Origin of the sequence: Vibrio sp. D404a (assembly GCF_030248535.1) — a bacterium.
Classification (GTDB): Bacteria; Pseudomonadota; Gammaproteobacteria; order Enterobacterales; family Vibrionaceae; genus Vibrio.
This window is the reverse complement of the sequence record NZ_JAHGAJ010000011.1, coordinates 22,417-38,810: the sequence shown is the minus strand read 5'-3', so window position 1 is coordinate 38,810 and position 16,394 is coordinate 22,417. Positions and strand designations below refer to the sequence as shown.

Here is a 16,394-nt window from a genome sequence, read left to right as displayed (position 1 = left end):
AAACGCTCTGTCTATGTATAGCGAGGGGAATTGGAAAACGATAGGGGTTATCAGTATCAGTCACTCTTGAATGCCACAAAATAACCCTAGAATAATGACAACTTTTCTTGATGCTCAGGTCTTATTTTGTCTACAATGACGCACTTTTTATTTACTGTAAGTAATCATCATGACAGATAACACACAAAAGCCAGCTCTACCAGATCGCCTAGCGGGTAACCCACGCAGCCCACATCACGTAGCTGAGTGTTTTGAGCACCACATTGGCATTCGTCTAAACGGTAAAGAGCGTACTGACGTTGAAGAGTACTGCATCAGCGAAGGTTGGGTAAAAATCCCTTCTCCTAAAGCGCTAGACCGTTTCGGTCGTCCAATGCTAATCACATTGAAAGGCACAGTAGAAGCATTCTACAAGTAAGCCAAATAGATTAAAGAAACAGGGCTCAATGAGCCCTGTTTTTGTTTTTGCGTAATTTGGATAACTTTATTTTCTGGCTAACCCGCTCGTAAGGCTAAGATCTCAGTCAGATCGTCGGTTTCGGTATAACGGCTTAAGCCTTGCTCTTTCGAAGAGATCGCCACAATAGACATGCGGTCGGCAAGTTCATTGCCTTCAATACCAACGTGACCATTGACGTGATAGATGGTGATTTGGGAAGCAAGCTCTTGGTAAAGTGCATACGCCGCTTTAATGATATCGAGATTTTTTATCTCACCACCAGATCTGGTCCAGCCCTTTTTCTCCCAGCCTGATGCCCATTTAGTAATGCAGTCTATCGAGTATCTTGAGTCGCTATAAATGGCAACCGATAACCCTGCTTGCAGTTTCTCTTTTGCAAGAATAAAGGCTTGCTCTAAACCTTGTAACTCAGCGGTATTATTAGTTCCCATCGGCTGGTACAAGCCATACCACAGCTCAGAAAGCTCATTTTTCAAGTAAACCGCTAAGCCCGTTCCCGCTTCTCCGGGGTTTGGCTCACATGCACCATCTGTAAAAATCTTGATATCAAACGGCATATCAATGATTTGCTGCTGAGTAAGAGGTGGAGTCTTGGCTTTACGTGTCGTGCTTGAATTGGAAAACGCCGAGTTAGAACCTGATGCAGGTTTAGCAGAAGCAGAAGAGCTACCACCAAAAGCAGACTCAGCTTCACCTAATGTAGGGAACGACTTGAATTTCGCCCCAGCAAAGCCATCTACCTGCGCTTTACACTCATTCCAAGTGGTAAAAATACCCGGTTTACGACCTTTCCAAACCACATAATATTTCTTAGCCAAACTAACTCCTTACCAAAACCTAACGACACAAGTAGTGAATCAGTACATTAGAAGTCACAGCGCTGAGTGTTGCAAGGTCAATCACTCAAAAACAGGTCTAAAGAAACTGCGCTCATAACTCACAATACAGTCAACTTCATCGGCAAATTCAAAGGCTTTAATGCACTCAGGATCGTTTAACGACAGCGTTCGATACTCTTCATAAGCCGCCAAGCTTTCAAAAGAGAACAGCGCCAAGGCAATATTATTTGCGCCCTCCGAAGGCAAGAAGTAGCCATTGTGTTGACCGCCAAATTTAGCCACCAGCGGAATCCACATTTTCGCGTAGGCCTCAAACTCCTTAATCTTCTTAGGATCAATCACATACCGAACGTAACAAGTAATCATATACCGCCCTCAATTTATGAATAACATATCAAACCTAGCTTGGCCTTCAGGAGAATAAAAAATCAACCGCAACAAGGTTATAAAACAAGAACACCGCCATACTGATACCAATCGTCAGCAACACATTGCCCGTCTTCCAAATCAATAAGAAAGTCACCACCCCAGCGATCAGATATGGGTTCTCAACACTTAGCCAAAGCTCTTTCTCTGGAGCAAATACAATCGGCCCCCAAATCGCCGTCAATACTGCGGGACCTGAATAACGAAGTAACCTGCGTGCAGAGCTATTGAGCCGCAATGGCACCGCTGGCTCAAGAAATAAGTAACGACTCACAAACACTATCGCGGTCATTAAGAGTATGGTTAACCAAATCATGACGACTCTCCTTCTGTTACCGAGTGGCTCGTCAGGTTTCCGTCTTTATAGCTCTCGCATAGGTATCCAGAAATCATGCCGGCTATCGACGCGATCATCAGCGCACCCTCTACTTGATGCACCGACAACACAACAGACACCAGCAGTGAAACCATTACACACACAATAACCGGCATAGTATTAATCAGCGGGAACACCAGTGCGATGAAGGTCGTCGCGACAGCAAAATCGAGACCTATCTCATTCAGTGATGGGATTTGACTCCCTGCGACAATGCCAACAAAGCTCGCCATATTCCAGAACAGATAAAACACGCCACCGACACCTGCCGCGTACCAGCGATTGAACTCTTGTTTAGACTGACCACTGCATATTGCGAACAATTCATCGGTCAACCAAAAACCCAACAGCAAACGCCAGCGCGCAGGCAAACCGCTGATTTTATCGCGCATCGAAACGCTGTATAAAAAGTGGCGTGAGGTAATGAACAAGGTAGTCAGCAACATAGTGCCTAAACCAATACCGGCCTTAAACATGCCTGCCGCAACCAGTTGTGCTGAACCTGCAAATAAGATCGCAGACATTGCCTGCGCTTGCAGTGGATCAAGCCCTGCATCTATCGCATACGAACCCGCGAGTATTCCCCATGGAATCACCGCAATACTCAATGGCATCCCGGCTAATACCCCTTTCCAAAGCTGAGATTTTCTCGTCATATTGATACTTCCATTTCAATTCCATTAAATCTTAGGGAACAAGTTAGTCGGCTTAACTTAATCGCGATTGTACAAACTTGCTCGATACTGAGCGTCACAACATCTTGATGTACTGCCCCGGCGTATAGCCATTGGCTTTTTTAAAGTGGCGATGAAAATGGCTTTGGTCGTGAAAGCCACACTCTTGAGCAGTGTCTGAAATAGAGTGACCACGTTTGAGTAAGGTTCTCGCCATGCGCAATCGAGACTGGATTTGATAAGCGTGCGGAGGCAAACCAAACTCTTTTTGAAATGAACGAACAAGGTGATATGGGCTAAGAGCGGCCAACTTAGAAAGCTCTTCCAAAGAGACATCCGCTTGTGGGAAGTCATCCAAAAACTCTTTCACTAACACCAATTGTCGCTGCGTTTTACTATCAAGTTGAGGTTTAAGGGCGCTCTTTCCGTGACGGCTGATGAGTTTCACTAGCATGCCGTACATGAGTGTTTCACGTAACAAGCGATTGTCCGATTCATCAATGGTATTGAAGACCAAACGTAATTGGTTAGCGAGTTCTGGGTCTTCCACCACCGCACGCGGAAAGTAAGGCGCGCCGTAGTTCGGTAGGTTAAGTTCTTGGGTTATTTTCGCAAGCTGCTCTGGCAGTGGATACATAGCGCGATACGCCCAACCACCTTCTGTGGCCGAATGCCCGCTATGCACTTCATCGGCGTTCACCAAGATAATCGCGTCTTGAGGTGCTACATGATGACCACCAGTGCGATAGAAGCGTTGCGCGCCCTGCTCGATCACTCCAAGCGTATACCCTTCATGGCTATGGCGAGAGAAGTTCTGTTTTTCGTATTCCGCGTTCAAGATCTCAAGGCCACCAAGCTCTTCAGTTATCTTGTAATCCGCTTTCTCCCGTTTCGCCTTTTTCATCTCGCTATTCCTTCAGCTACCACCATCCTCTCAACCCATCAGTGTACTTTATAAGTTAACCAAGCTTTTGTACAAAATTGCGGTTTTACTCGGCAAAAATAATCAGAGTCAGCCCCCAGCTAAATCAGACCATATGCGCCAATTTATCCATTTATCTACCACATCAAAACATGACTCACCTCATAACTATCCATTCGAACTGTGTATGGATAGCTAACGAGATCACGCTCCCATAATTGATGATTTGCGTTTTTACTACACAAATAAATAATACAAATACACCAATAACAAGGTCGTTAGTATGATGAGTGACTCGCTACAAAAACCAATAATGGGCTTACAAAATGGACGTCCCACGATAGCCGTTTTAGTGGGGTCTATGACTTCCCACTATCATGAAGGCATCATGCGAGGAGCCGCCCATGTAGCCGAGCAACATAATTACAATGTGATTGGATTTTGTGGTGGCGTGATCAAATCAACCGATCATCTAACACTCGCGCGAGATAAGGTGTTCGACCTCGTCAATATGGGGCTAATCTCTGGTGTTATTAGCCCCTTCAGTTCTCATATGCGCTTTGTTAATGTAAGAGAAAGTGCAGAGTTCATCCATCAATTTTCCAAAGTTCCCATCGTTAACATTGGCAGTAAAATCAGCCCATACACCAGTATCTCTACCGACTACGAAACGGGCTTTGCTGAGCTCTTTGACCACTTTGTTAATGTTCATCACTTTCGCAAGATTCTCCTAATTCGCGGCCCTGAACATCACGCGTCTTCAGAAAAAAGGATGCACATCTACAGGGAGCAACTTGAAAAATACGATATCCCTTTTGATCCTGATCTCGTACTTTACTCCGATCTAAAACGACGCTCTGCCAAGCAGGAATTAGAATGCTTCTTGTCAGACAAAAACAAACCCATCGATGCTGTGATTACCATTAACGACAACCAAGCATTGGGCGTGGTCGATGCTTGCCAAGAGCTTAAGATTAAAGTGCCTCAAGATTTGGCGGTTGTTGGCTCAATGGACACACTAGAGGGTGCCTTTTCTGAACCGCCGCTGACCAGCATCAGGGAGCCGCTGTTTGAACTGGGTCGAGCCGCAGCGATAGAGGTGATTGCACAAATCGAGGGACACGCGCCTGTCGATGAAGTGAAAATCCCAACCTCACTGGTTATTCGCGAGTCATGTGGATGTAACACCCCAGAACTAATAACCAACAACCAAACACAAGCTGATAGCCTTCATCACATCAGTAAGCAAAGCATCTTTGACGATACTCACGAACACATCGTTCAGGTCATTGCCCAGCATAAAGGCGCCATCAGCAACGAGCTTGTTCAACACGCCCTTGATCAGTTTCAAGATGCACTAGAAAACAACAACTATGCTGATTTGTTGACTAGTTTGAAGCAAAACTTAGATGATTCATTAGAGTCCGACGATGTGCTGTTTTGGCTAGAGGTGAGCTCGAAATTTCAGATTAATGCCCTGCGTTATTTTGAGTTGAGTTCAGACCCAGCCGCTTTAACTCGCTTTATTGCCGCACTCACCACACTTAAAAATAGAATTGAGCAGACTGCGATTAAATTTCAGAGCTTTGAGACCGAGTACTACCTCAACTACTTCCGCGCCATCGTCAATAATCTCAACGCCTCTTTCGACTTGGGAACCATCAAAAAGTACGCCATTGATATCCTAAAACTCTCTGAGATGTATATCTCAATTTTCAACGATGCCCATGCCGATACTCTAACGGCCACCAACATTATCTCGGTTCGCAATAAACAGCCGATTCCATCAGACAAGCAGGTATTCAATGCGAGTCATCTGATCCCGAGTAACGTTGAGGCTTACCAGCAGCGCTACTCATTAATGGTATTTCCGCTCTCTTTTGCCAACAAGCCGATCGGCTTTATGACGGTGAACTTGAGCAACCGTAAAGGCACCGCATTTGAAAACTTGCGCGCTATTATTAGTTCTGCACTCAAAAACGAAATGCTGATTCAAGATCTAAAGAAAGCGGAAGAGCGCTTCAGTGATATTGCGCATAGCACCTCAAACTGGCTTTGGGAGACCAATCTCGATAACTGTTTTACCTACTGCTCGCACTCATCCAGCGAGATCATCGGCTACCGACCAAGCGATCTGATTGGCAAGCCGATCAACTCGCACAATATTCAAGACAACAATAGCTACATTAACGCGATGCAAGGGCAACAAAATCTGGTCGACGTCGAGTGCTGGTTCAAGCATCAAGATGGACGGATCGTCTGTCTATTAGCCTCAGCAAAGCCGATCACCAAAAACGGTGCTTTTAGTGGTTATCGGGGCGTATTCGAAGACATTACAGAAAAACGTCTACAAGAAGAGAAAATCAAGAACCTCGCCTACTCGGATGTGCTCACTGGACTCCCCAATCGAACGCTCTTCCAAGATAAGCTGGATGAAACCATTCGCTTCTCTTCTCGAGATAACAAGAAGTTCGCCATCATGTTCATCGATTTGGATCACTTCAAATACATCAATGATTCGATGGGGCATGCAGCCGGCGATCAGTTGCTCGTTAAGCTATCCGAACGCCTCAATCAGTCACTCCGCTCTAGAGACGTGTTGGCGCGACTCGGTGGTGATGAATTTGTGATTATTCTACCGGATATCAAAACCGAGCAAGAAATGGTCGACGTAGCTCAGAGGATTTTTGAGAGCCTCAAACGTGAGGTGATCGTTTGTGATAAGCCTATTTTTGTCACACTGAGTTTAGGGATCAGTATCTACCCGAATGATGGGCTCGATGCTGAAACACTATTAAAGCGTGGCGACAGCGCGATGTATCAAGCCAAATCTCAAGGAAGAAATGGTTACGCCTTTTACAACAAGCAGATTGAACAGAAAAACATTCGACGCAATACCCATGAGGTGATTCTGCGTGAGGCGATTGCGACCCATAGTTTTGTGCTCCACTATCAACCACAAGTGTCGGTTGAAACCGGAAAAATCATCGGTTTTGAGGTGCTAGTGAGAATCCAAAACAAAGAGCTGGGGATTGTGCCACCCAATAACTTTATACCATTAGCCGAAGAGCTGGGATTGATAGGCCAAATTGACCAATGGGTGTTTGAGAATGCCTGTGCTCAGTACCACACGTGGCAAAGCCAAGGGCTGAGCGATGTTCGACTCTCTATCAATCTCTCGGCCATTCAACTGCGCAGCAATGCGGTTTTAAACAAGTATATTCAGATTATGGAGGCTCATAAAATCAACCCACATAACATCCAATTGGAGATCACTGAAAACGCTCTGATCGATAATGAAGATGTTGCTCTGGAAGTACTGACAGGCTTCAAAGAGTATGGAGTGAGCATCGCGCTCGATGATTTCGGCACAGGCTACTCATCTTTAAGCTGTATCAACCTCTACCCTATCGATACCGTAAAAATTGACCGATCATTCGTCTCAGATGCGATTGATAACAAGAAGAACCAAGCGATTATCAAGGGCACTAAGTTGATTGCCGATCAGCTTAATCTCAATATCGTGGCTGAAGGCGTTGAAACCTTGTCCCAATTTAGGACTATCGCGCAACTTGGCTGCCATGAGATACAAGGATATTACTTCTATAAGCCGATGCCAGCCTTAACCGCACAACAATTACTTGAAAAACAATCGACAGGATTGATGGTTAAGGTCGATTCAAAACAACCGCAAATGACGAATTGCAATAAAGATCTCGATTCGACTGAGTTTGTTTAAACGTTGACATTAGCGTGGCTCAACTGTGTTCACATTGAGCCACTTTCAACGTCTCAAAATACAAACTCATATGAAATATATCGGTGCGCTTATAATGCTCCTCAGCCTAGCAGGGTGTACGCATAACCAATCTAAAGCATTAAGTGCCAATACCTCTTCGGTCAACGTGTATGCACAATCGATGTCGAACATGCAGCTGTGCGACACTCTCTATTACGGCCGACCAAGTAACCAAACGCTCGCAGCAATCGGTGCAGAATTTAATCGTAGAGGTCTATCCAAAACTTGGTGTGATGCCGAGGCTAATAAGCTCTACCTAACCCAAGCCATTAACTGGCTGGCACAACAAGCCGCTAGCGATGATGAGCAAACCGAAAGTGACGACTCAGCCGTAATCCTGCCTGCAAATTGATCTTTTTAACCATCGATACACTCGACCAAATCGCAAAGATAGAAGAGAGCCATTGATTAAAATTTATGCCTTAGTTCACAAGGATATGCATTTGCATTGATAGTTGTTAATGGATCGTTAATGATGCATATCCATCTCTAATATAAGGACATAATGAAATGAAGTGGATATTAGTTGCGTTGGTTAGTCTGTTTTCTGCGTTCACTTACGCAAAAGAGTGGAAGCAAATACGATTTACTGTAGAGGGCGCTTACCCTCCGTTTAGTTGGACAACGAAAGAAGGTAAGTTAGAAGGCTTTGAAGTCGACCTCGCCAACGCACTGTGCGATGAGCTCCAAGTTAAATGCGTGATATCGAAAACCGATTGGGATGGCATTATCCCTTCTCTGCTTAGTCGCAAGCACGATGCGATTATCGCTGCAATGACCATCACAGAAGAGCGCGAAAAGAAAGTTAACTTCACCATCCCATACGCTAAAGTACCAACTCGCTTCGTTATGGAAAACGGTCGTGAAATTAACATGGAAGATGGCAGCTTAAACGAACTTACGATTGGAGTGCAGCGCGCAACTATCGGAGATAAGTACCTTTCAGAAATCTACCCTAACGTCGATATCCGCCGCTACGGTAACTTTGATGAAGCCTTTACCGACTTACTAAACGGTCGTCTTGATACAGTATTTGGTGGCTCTATGGGTTTAAATACCGGATTCTTAGAAACAGAACAGGGTAAAAATTATCACTTTACCGGACCAAAATTCACTGAAGAGAAGTGGTTTGGTCGTGGTATCGGTGTCGCTGTTCGTAAGCAAGATGATGATTTAAAACTGCTGATTAACGATGGCATTCAAAGACTGATCGACAACGGTCAGCATGCAAAAATTGCTAGCAAGTACTTCTCGTACAGTATTTACGAATAAAGCAACACTGTGACTCAATAGAACGAAAAAGCCGCTCTCTATAAGCGGCTTTGTTATGAGATAGACACTTAAATGGCTAACCTAGATCGCTAGCCCACTAGCTCAGTTAATTGCTGCAAAGAAGGCAGTGCCGTCATCGCACCTTTTTGCGTGGTCGCAAGTGCGCCACAGCCATTGCCCCAGTGCACCGCAGCTTCGACCTGAGCCCAAGAGCGCCAGTCAGTATTCTGAGACAGCTTGGCTAGCAAGCCACCAACGAATGCATCACCCGCACCTGTTGTATCAATAACTTGCTCAACTTTAGTGCCCTCAATCACTCGACGTTCGCCATTGTAAACCGCCAATGCACCACGTGCGCCTAGCGTCACAATGATCAGCTTGTTAGGTGCAACATGTAGCGCGTCCAAAGCTGAATCTAGTGTTTCAGTTCCTGTTAAGAACGTTAGTTCCTCTTCAGAAAACTTCACCACATCTGCCAGATTCACCGCACTCATCACAACTTCTTTGATTTGTGATGGTTCAGCCCATACCTCTTCTCTTAGATTAGGGTCAAAGCTGATAAAGCCGCCTGCTGATTTCATTCTCTTCATCGCTTCGAGCGTTGCGCTGCGTGATGGCTCGTTAGCCAAAGCGATAGAACAGCTGTGCATCCATTGCCCAGATGCAAATGTTGGGATGTCTTCGACGCTGAAAAATTGGTCTGCGCTTGGCTTAACCATAAAGGTAAAGCTGCGTTCACCATCATCATCTAAGTCGACAATCACTGTAGATGTTCGCTGAGCCTCATCCAGAAGCATGTCATCGGTATTCACCTTCTCATCCGTTAGGGTTTGCTTCATAAAGCGTCCTAGCGGATCTTGCCCAACTCGACCAAAGAAAGCGGTATCACCGCCCAATCGAGAGATGGCCACAGCAACGTTTGCTGGTGCGCCACCTGGGCATTTTAAATAACGAGTGTCGCCATCTGGAATCAAATCCACAACAGCATCTCCAGTTACCCAAACCTTGTTCATATCACTTTGCCTCTCGTAACGACGTTTAAATTAGAATTCGTAGAACAGACGTACACGAGCACCGAAATCATCTTCTTCAGCAAAGGCTGATGCGTCCGATTGTTGGTCCAGTTTGTTATCAACCATCGTGTAGTATGTACCTAGAAGAATTGAAAAATCTTGTACTTCAAGTACATCACGGAATGCGTAAGATGCATACCATGTTGATACATTTACGTCGCCTTCAGCCCAAGAAGAAAACTCTTTGTTTTCATACTCATTGACTGCGTGAATGTAGCCTAGACCAAAGTTATTCCAAAGTGCATTAACACCCGCTGTTAGATTGTTTTCGTCTACAGCATCCATGTAAGCAACGTTCGCATTTACACTCCAATCGCCGCTGGTCCAGTTACCAGTCAAGCCGTAACCCGTACGATCTGAGATATCAACACCGTTCGCCACAATCGCGTCTGAAACTAGGTTGGTTTCCACCGAAGCGGCTACCTTGAAATCACCCATTTGGTAAGCCACAACTGGGCGCACTAGGAATGAATCTTTAACTGTATCGATTTGCTCACCGTGGTATTTACCTTCAATGCCGCCATCGAACAGGTTAGAGCGGTCACCGAGCATTGCACCAACTTCAACATACAAGTTGCCAAAAGTTTGGCTGTACATGATTTGGCCGTCTGAACCGCGACCACGCGCCTCTTTCGCTTGGTACGTGTAAGCTGCACCGTCTGAATACAGGTCGTTAGCAGTGTCACCTGAGTACTCTAGGAATACATCAAGACCAACAGGGAACATGTCATAAGCTTCAAAGCGACCCGCTTTAATTGCCCAGCCGTCTTTTTTACCAAACTCAAAGTACGCATCATCCAGTGCAATATTGCCTGTGCTCTCAAACAGAGGCTGTGCTTTAACACCCACATAGTGGCCATTGCTCGTGTACTTTTCGCCAGCAAATTCGATTAGAACGCGGCCGTCTTGGTTAAATTCGCTGTCATTATTATCGTGTGATTCACGGTCTTGGTAGTTGAAGTTCAACTCGACGTTACCGCCAACAGAGAAGTTACCTTCTTCCGTATCAACAATGCTGATTCCAGCGTTCGCTGTCATTGCAGCCATTACTGAAGCCGCAGCGAGCGACATTTTTAGTGTATTTTTCATGCTAAACCCTATATTTTGGCAATAAGAGGCCCTCCCCGACGAGGGCCTTGTTTTTTTGTTTTGGAATAATTTATTGGTGGCTAGCGAGTAGCCTGTATCGCAGACATGTAATGCAGTGTGCCAGTCGCATTATCTAGCGTGACCAGAGACAGCTCATCAATGAAGATGCGAGAGGTAAACACTGTCTTGCCGTTGTCAGCAAAAATTTCAATCGCTGAGTTATCGACAAAGATGCGAATGGTTTGTGCTTGATCTAGGCGCTGTGCGTAACGAACTGTGCCGTATGCTTCCGCATGTAGATGTGAAACATGAGAGCGGTCCAGAATCAGCTCATCGCGATCACCTTGGAACACCATCTGTTCACCTTTCTGGTTAGCCAGAGTCAGAGTGAAAGACTCATCTACATTCAGTTCCAACTCAAACGCACGTGACGTCAATGCCACAGGAGTAGAGCCTTCAACATCCACTGAGTTTTGACGCAGCGCTTCAAGCTCTTTCAGTGGTGTCTGAATTAGGTAACTACCATCAATCGTCAACTCACGTGGCAGAGTCAGCATGTGTGCCCAGCCATTCTTATCGGTTGGGTAGTCACTTTTTGAGTTACCGAGCCAGCCAATAAGAATACGACGTTGTTGGTCATCCAGATAAGTTTGTGGCGCGTAGAAATCGAAGCCTTTGTCCAGCTCACGGTAGCCTTGGTTGTTGAATACTTTTGATTCAAAATCAATACGCTCACCGACCATGTAAACCACTGAGAAGACGTTCTTAAGATCGTACTTATTATCTGAACTCACGCCTTGAGGTGAGAAGATGTAAACCCCGTTATCATCGGTTTCGTAGTAGTTCGGACACTCCCACATATAGCCAAAGTCTTCGAGGCCCACATCGATGTCACCCATGTGGTGGTAATCATCAATGTCGTTACCGTGGTAATAAGCCAGCGTGCCCTTTTCGTTGTGATCTTGAGCGCCAATCAACATGTGATAATCGTTGTCACGACACACCAACACCGGGTCACGAATCTCTGCGGTATACGCACTCGGATCGAAGTCAACCACGATACCTTTCTTTTCCACGTTACCTTGCTTGTCCATAATCGCGAGAACTTGAGTCGGATGACGTTGGTCATTCTCCTTTTTTAAATTCGCCGTATAGAATATGTACAGCTGGTCATCGTGTGGTACACCAACACCGGTATAACAACCATGATGGTCGTAATCTTGGTCTGGGTACATCGCGATACCGCGGTCAGTAAAGTTCACGAAATCTTTGGTCGATACGTGGTACCAGTGCTTCAAACCATGCACTGGGCCAAGCGGGAACCACTGGTAGAAAATGTGGTGCTCGCCATTGAAGTAGCTCAAACCATTCGGGTCATTCAACAGACCGTGCTTTGGTGCAATGTGGTAGCTCGGGTAAAACGGGTCTGTTTGTGTTTTGTGTTCAATATCCGCCAAATACTCCTCGCTCACCTCGTGAATTCGGACAAAGCGGTTTTGACGATTAGAAAAATCCATAACAACTCCAAGAAAAAGATATTCACTCAAATAGGTGGTGAAAAATTATTTAGGCTCTTTGTAAAGCAGCTTGGTTAATGCGAAAGCCGAAGCCGCACCCACCAACATAACCAGCACATACATTCCTAGACCGCCGCCAAGGTAAAGCAGAACACCCGGTAACATGGTTGCGCCCGTACCCGCAGAACCAATACCCGCAATCGCGCCCAAACAGCCACCTAATGCACCGCCAATACAGCCATACAAGAAAGGTTTTACGCGAGGTAAGGTAATCGCGAACATGGCTGGTTCAGTAATGCCGAATAGAGCTGGCAACGCTGCACCAAACATACCGGTACGCTTCACTTTGTCTGTCTGCATCGACATAACCGCCATTGCCGCACCAAACTGGCCTGCAATAGCTGCCGTACCCAATGGGTTGATATAGTCAAAGCCTGTGTCTGTCACCATTGCAATCGTGATAGGCACGATGGTGTGGTGCATGCCTGTCACCGCCATGAATTGAATTGCGCCGCCGTAAATCAAGCCACCAATGCCGTATGGGATTTGTAAGAAATAGAGCACGGCTTCGGTAATGAGTTTTTCAATGCCAAGTAGGATTGGACCAACGAACACCAAGCCTGCAATCAGAGAGACCAACAACGTAATAAATGGTGTCAGAATCAAATCCAGCACTTCAGGGATATGTTTGCGTGATGTGCGCTCAACTAAGGCAGCAAACCAACCCATAAATACCGCTGGAAGAATCGAGCTTTGTAAGCCAGTTACCGCAATTTCGAAGCCCATGAATGGAATCATCATCGCTTCTGCGTTACCAAAGGCAACATCCCATTTGCTCGCCAACTGCGGTGCCACCAGCATCAGACCCAATACAATACCGAGCACTGGGTTACCACCAAACACGCGCATGGCAGACCACGTCACCAACACTGGAATAAAGATGAAGGCCGTGTCAGTTAAAACTTGAGACAACGTATTTAACTGTGGCGACAGTTCAATACCGAAGCCGTTAACCAACAGCCCACGCAAGCCCATAAGTAAGCCGGTTGCAACCAAGGCAGGAATGATGGCAACAAAGATGTCAGAGAAAGTACGTGTTACGGTTTGGAACGTGCTGACTTTGTCTTTGTTCTCTTCAGTTTGTGGGGCTTCTTCAATGGCGTCATTGCCTTTCATGATGGCAAAAACCTTACCCACAAAACCCGTCCCCAAGATCACTTGGTGCTGACCATTTTGGAAGAAGTATCCATGTACTCCCTCCGTTGCGCTGAGTCCTTCAGCGTCGACTTTTTCATCTTCCTTGGCCACAACACGCAGTCGTGTTGCACAGTGATTCAGTTGTGCGATATTGCCCTCACCTCCCAGCAAGGCCATAACTCTATTCGCTACAACTTTCGCATCTCGCGCCATAAATTTCGTCTCCAAAGAGTGCAAAGAAATAACAACCTGTATCTAACTTGTATTTATACTAATACAGGTTAGATACAGGTTGTATTTTTCATTGTCGTTTTTTGTTATTCGTCACACTTGTTGTTTACCTGAAATGCATAAGATTGCTTACATTCAAAAACCTATAGATAAAAAAATAGCCCACAAACGTGGGCTATTCGACACTCTCTAAACTCGTGCGGTTATCTCAAAATCATACAAACTAGATTTATAGTAAACCGTTGAGTACTCATATATTTTCTGCTCTTCATAGTAGTTCTGAGATTGGTTTATCAAGATGGGATCAAACTCTCCAACATCTAAAAATTGCTGAACTGTCACATCAGGCAACGCCGGTAATAACTTTTGTTGCGTCTTGACCATCTCAATACCGTGACGACTCAAATATTCGAACTTTGATCCCTTGAGATCGTCTTTTGTTAGGTTGGGAAGTAGTACTCGTGGGATGTAGAACTCTTCAAATGAGACGACTTGATCGTTAACCAGTCTTAAACGACGAGCAAAATTAACGGGCTCGCCAACAGCGATATTGAGTTTTTGAGCGACAAGCTCATCTGCAGGTTGCACCTCAAAGGCATCGACAATATTGGTCGCTTCTAGACCCGCACCTGCCGCCTCTTGCGCCAAACCAGACATAGATAAGAAGTCATGACGCAGTTTATTGGATTTAACAAAACTGCCTTTGCCCTTCTCTGAAAAGATATAACCGCCATCATTGAGCTGCTGCAACGCTTTACGCACCGTAACTCGGCTGACTTTCAACAGATCAACCAGCTGATTTTCAGAAGGTAGCTTACTGCCCGCAGGGTAAGTGCCTTTATCAATCTCACGCTTTAACTCTCCCGCGACTTGAATGTACAGCGGCTGCAGATTTTTTTGCTCAAATAACTCAGTCATAATTCCATAAAAACTAAGGGGGTTCGGTTCATATTACTCAAGCTATCAAGGAATACCAAGCCTACAGAGCGAGAGAAAACAATTTCTAACCAAAGAGATGAGGAGAAACAGAGGTGAATTGGAAGGGTGAATTGGAAGGGGCCAGAAAAGCAAAAAGCCGCTCATGAAGAGCGGCTTTTTTAAAGGGTGGGAACCCAGCCACATCCCGGCACACAAGTCACTCGCTGCGGCTGCTTCCTTCCGGACCTGACCGAGTTCACGAGCTATTGTTGCGGGAGGACCAGGCCCCCATAGATTCGTTTTCTAAGAGGCTTGCCTCAAAGAGTGACTGGATTATTAAGCATCCCCGCAACCATTGCAAGCCCTTCCACCCTATTTTTAAACAATTGTGGTCTAAGTGCTTATCCTTTACTCAAACCACTACTAAATCGCAGGTAAATTGGTCATTTACCTGTGAAAAAGAGAGATAGGAAACAAATGCTGACGTTGGAGCTATGAACGCTTAGATATCGATATCTTCGTTATCTTCTGTACGAATAATGTAGTCCGTCATCCACGCAGTGCCTAACAAGCATAACCACACAACAAATACTGGGCTCGGTACCTCAATGCTCGGTGTAATCACCAGAGCAGCGAAACCAGCTGTGGGCAGTGTCCAGCACAACAGCTTATTCCAGCGGAAGGTTTTGAGCTTAGTCATCGCCTCCATTGACGCCATGATGCCCGTTACACACAAGGCTACTAGTGCCGCATAAGGTAAGTCTGCTATCCAGAGTGGCAATATCAGAAACAGTGACCACCAGCTATGTCGACTAGCCGGTTTGAGGTGATTCGCCGCCCACCAGATGACTATGATTGATAGGGTTTGAAGAACCGTAACCCAAGGCGTACCGTCAAGCTTACCTGCAGACTGAGTCACCATAATGCCGACTTGCAGAGTCGTGACAATTAATCCTGATACCACAAGCACTGACAAGCTACTACGGCGTGAGAAAACAACCATCAGAAGAGGGAACAACACCCACGCACTGACTGATAAAGTTATAGGCTGCATTGGAAGTGTTAGGCCGTATACGGTCATTGAAGCAAGCAAAGCTAAGCCTGCGACTCCTCCTTGCGGCAAAATCCATAGCGCGGGGATAACCATAGCCAAAACGGGAATGTCGCCGTCACTTAAACTAATAGCTCGGGCACAAACAACCGCTAATAGGGTTGTCACTAAGAACTGAAACGTTGAAAATACCATAGCTCTCTCCTTCTACCGATCCGTGGTATTAATGAACTAGGAATAGTTAGTATGGACCAATTTTTACCCCAAATCTTTGCTGTAATTCACCAAATTCCCTATGGGAAAGTAACAACTTATGGAGACATAGCACGTTTTTCAGGCTTTCCAGGCTATGCGCGTCACGTAGGCAAAGCTTTGGGCAATTTACCAGAGGGAAGTCAGCTCCCTTGGTTTAGGGTCATTAATAGTAAAGGCGAGATTTCGTTAAAAGGCGAGGACTTCGAGCGACAAAAGCGTCATTTGGAAGAGGAAGGCGTTGAGGTGAGTGAGACAGGTAAAATTAAACTCAGAAAATACAAATGGCAGCCGTAAC

Annotated in this window: 16 protein-coding genes and 1 other RNA gene; 5 read left to right on the top strand and 12 right to left on the bottom strand. The window is 45.6% G+C overall.

Annotated features, from left to right (window positions below):
* Positions 1 to 169: 169 nt before the first annotated feature.
* Entirely contained in the window at positions 170 to 418 is a 249-nt protein-coding gene (locus KI655_RS07320) for a DUF3297 family protein (RefSeq protein ID WP_285403172.1), read from the top strand.
* Positions 419 to 495: 77 nt separating this feature from the next.
* Here KI655_RS07320 and KI655_RS07315 read toward each other — a convergent pair whose 3' ends face one another.
* The 5 genes from KI655_RS07315 to KI655_RS07295 form a co-directional block, all read right to left on the bottom strand.
* On the bottom strand, positions 496 to 1,278 hold the full coding sequence (locus KI655_RS07315; RefSeq protein WP_285403170.1) for a ribonuclease H family protein: 783 nt from the start codon (positions 1,276 to 1,278) through the stop codon (positions 496 to 498).
* 81 nt (positions 1,279 to 1,359) lie between these two features.
* A complete protein-coding gene (locus tag KI655_RS07310) occupies positions 1,360 to 1,665 on the bottom strand; it encodes an NIPSNAP family protein (RefSeq protein WP_285403168.1) in 306 nt (101 codons plus the stop codon).
* A gap of 46 nt (positions 1,666 to 1,711) precedes the next feature.
* Positions 1,712 to 2,041 (bottom strand): AzlD domain-containing protein, encoded by a 330-nt coding sequence (locus tag KI655_RS07305; protein ID WP_285403166.1) that lies wholly within the window; start codon positions 2,039 to 2,041, stop codon positions 1,712 to 1,714.
* Positions 2,038 to 2,757, bottom strand: a complete 720-nt coding sequence (locus tag KI655_RS07300; protein ID WP_285403164.1) for an AzlC family ABC transporter permease — start codon at positions 2,755 to 2,757, stop codon at positions 2,038 to 2,040. The genes KI655_RS07305 and KI655_RS07300 overlap by 4 nt, the downstream gene beginning before the upstream one ends.
* A 94-nt stretch (positions 2,758 to 2,851) precedes the next feature.
* Positions 2,852 to 3,679, bottom strand: coding sequence for an AraC family transcriptional regulator (locus KI655_RS07295; RefSeq protein WP_285403162.1), 828 nt, complete (start codon positions 3,677 to 3,679; stop codon positions 2,852 to 2,854).
* A gap of 301 nt (positions 3,680 to 3,980) precedes the next feature.
* Here KI655_RS07295 and KI655_RS07290 point away from each other — a divergent pair, with 301 nt between their 5' ends.
* From KI655_RS07290 to KI655_RS07280, 3 genes are all read left to right on the top strand, one after another.
* Positions 3,981 to 7,436, top strand: a complete 3,456-nt coding sequence (locus tag KI655_RS07290; RefSeq protein ID WP_306416436.1) for an EAL domain-containing protein — start codon at positions 3,981 to 3,983, stop codon at positions 7,434 to 7,436.
* Positions 7,437 to 7,506: 70 nt separating this feature from the next.
* On the top strand, positions 7,507 to 7,848 hold the full coding sequence (locus tag KI655_RS07285) for a hypothetical protein (protein ID WP_285403141.1): 342 nt from the start codon (positions 7,507 to 7,509) through the stop codon (positions 7,846 to 7,848).
* A gap of 158 nt (positions 7,849 to 8,006) precedes the next feature.
* Positions 8,007 to 8,768 carry a transporter substrate-binding domain-containing protein gene (locus KI655_RS07280; RefSeq protein ID WP_285403139.1) on the top strand — a complete coding sequence of 254 codons (762 nt, stop codon included), beginning with the start codon at positions 8,007 to 8,009 and terminating at the stop codon, positions 8,766 to 8,768.
* Between the two features lie 89 nt (positions 8,769 to 8,857).
* On the opposite strand, the gene KI655_RS07275 is transcribed toward KI655_RS07280, so the two are convergent.
* The 7 genes from KI655_RS07275 to KI655_RS07245 all read right to left on the bottom strand — a co-directional run bounded on the left by KI655_RS07275 (position 8,858) and on the right by KI655_RS07245 (position 16,039).
* On the bottom strand, positions 8,858 to 9,781 hold the full coding sequence (locus KI655_RS07275; RefSeq protein WP_285403137.1) for an aminoimidazole riboside kinase: 924 nt from the start codon (positions 9,779 to 9,781) through the stop codon (positions 8,858 to 8,860).
* Positions 9,782 to 9,811: 30 nt separating this feature from the next.
* On the bottom strand, positions 9,812 to 10,930 hold the full coding sequence (locus KI655_RS07270) for a carbohydrate porin (RefSeq protein ID WP_285403135.1): 1,119 nt from the start codon (positions 10,928 to 10,930) through the stop codon (positions 9,812 to 9,814).
* Between the two features lie 80 nt (positions 10,931 to 11,010).
* Entirely contained in the window at positions 11,011 to 12,447 is a 1,437-nt protein-coding gene (locus KI655_RS07265) for a sucrose-6-phosphate hydrolase (protein ID WP_285403133.1), read from the bottom strand.
* A 45-nt stretch (positions 12,448 to 12,492) separates the two neighbouring features.
* Positions 12,493 to 13,857: a PTS transporter subunit EIIC gene (locus tag KI655_RS07260; protein ID WP_306416354.1), complete on the bottom strand. Its 1,365-nt coding sequence runs from the start codon at positions 13,855 to 13,857 to the stop codon at positions 12,493 to 12,495.
* 207 nt (positions 13,858 to 14,064) lie between these two features.
* Positions 14,065 to 14,793, bottom strand: a complete 729-nt coding sequence (locus KI655_RS07255; RefSeq protein WP_285403129.1) for a GntR family transcriptional regulator — start codon at positions 14,791 to 14,793, stop codon at positions 14,065 to 14,067.
* A 189-nt stretch (positions 14,794 to 14,982) separates the two neighbouring features.
* Positions 14,983 to 15,079: signal recognition particle sRNA small type (gene ffs, locus KI655_RS07250), an RNA gene on the bottom strand.
* Between the two features lie 216 nt (positions 15,080 to 15,295).
* A complete protein-coding gene (locus KI655_RS07245; protein ID WP_032549572.1) occupies positions 15,296 to 16,039 on the bottom strand; it encodes a hypothetical protein in 744 nt (247 codons plus the stop codon).
* 51 nt (positions 16,040 to 16,090) lie between these two features.
* Here KI655_RS07245 and KI655_RS07240 point away from each other — a divergent pair, with 51 nt between their 5' ends.
* Positions 16,091 to 16,393, top strand: a complete 303-nt coding sequence (locus KI655_RS07240) for a DNA base-flipping protein (RefSeq protein WP_285403126.1) — start codon at positions 16,091 to 16,093, stop codon at positions 16,391 to 16,393.
* Position 16,394 lies beyond the last annotated feature (1 nt).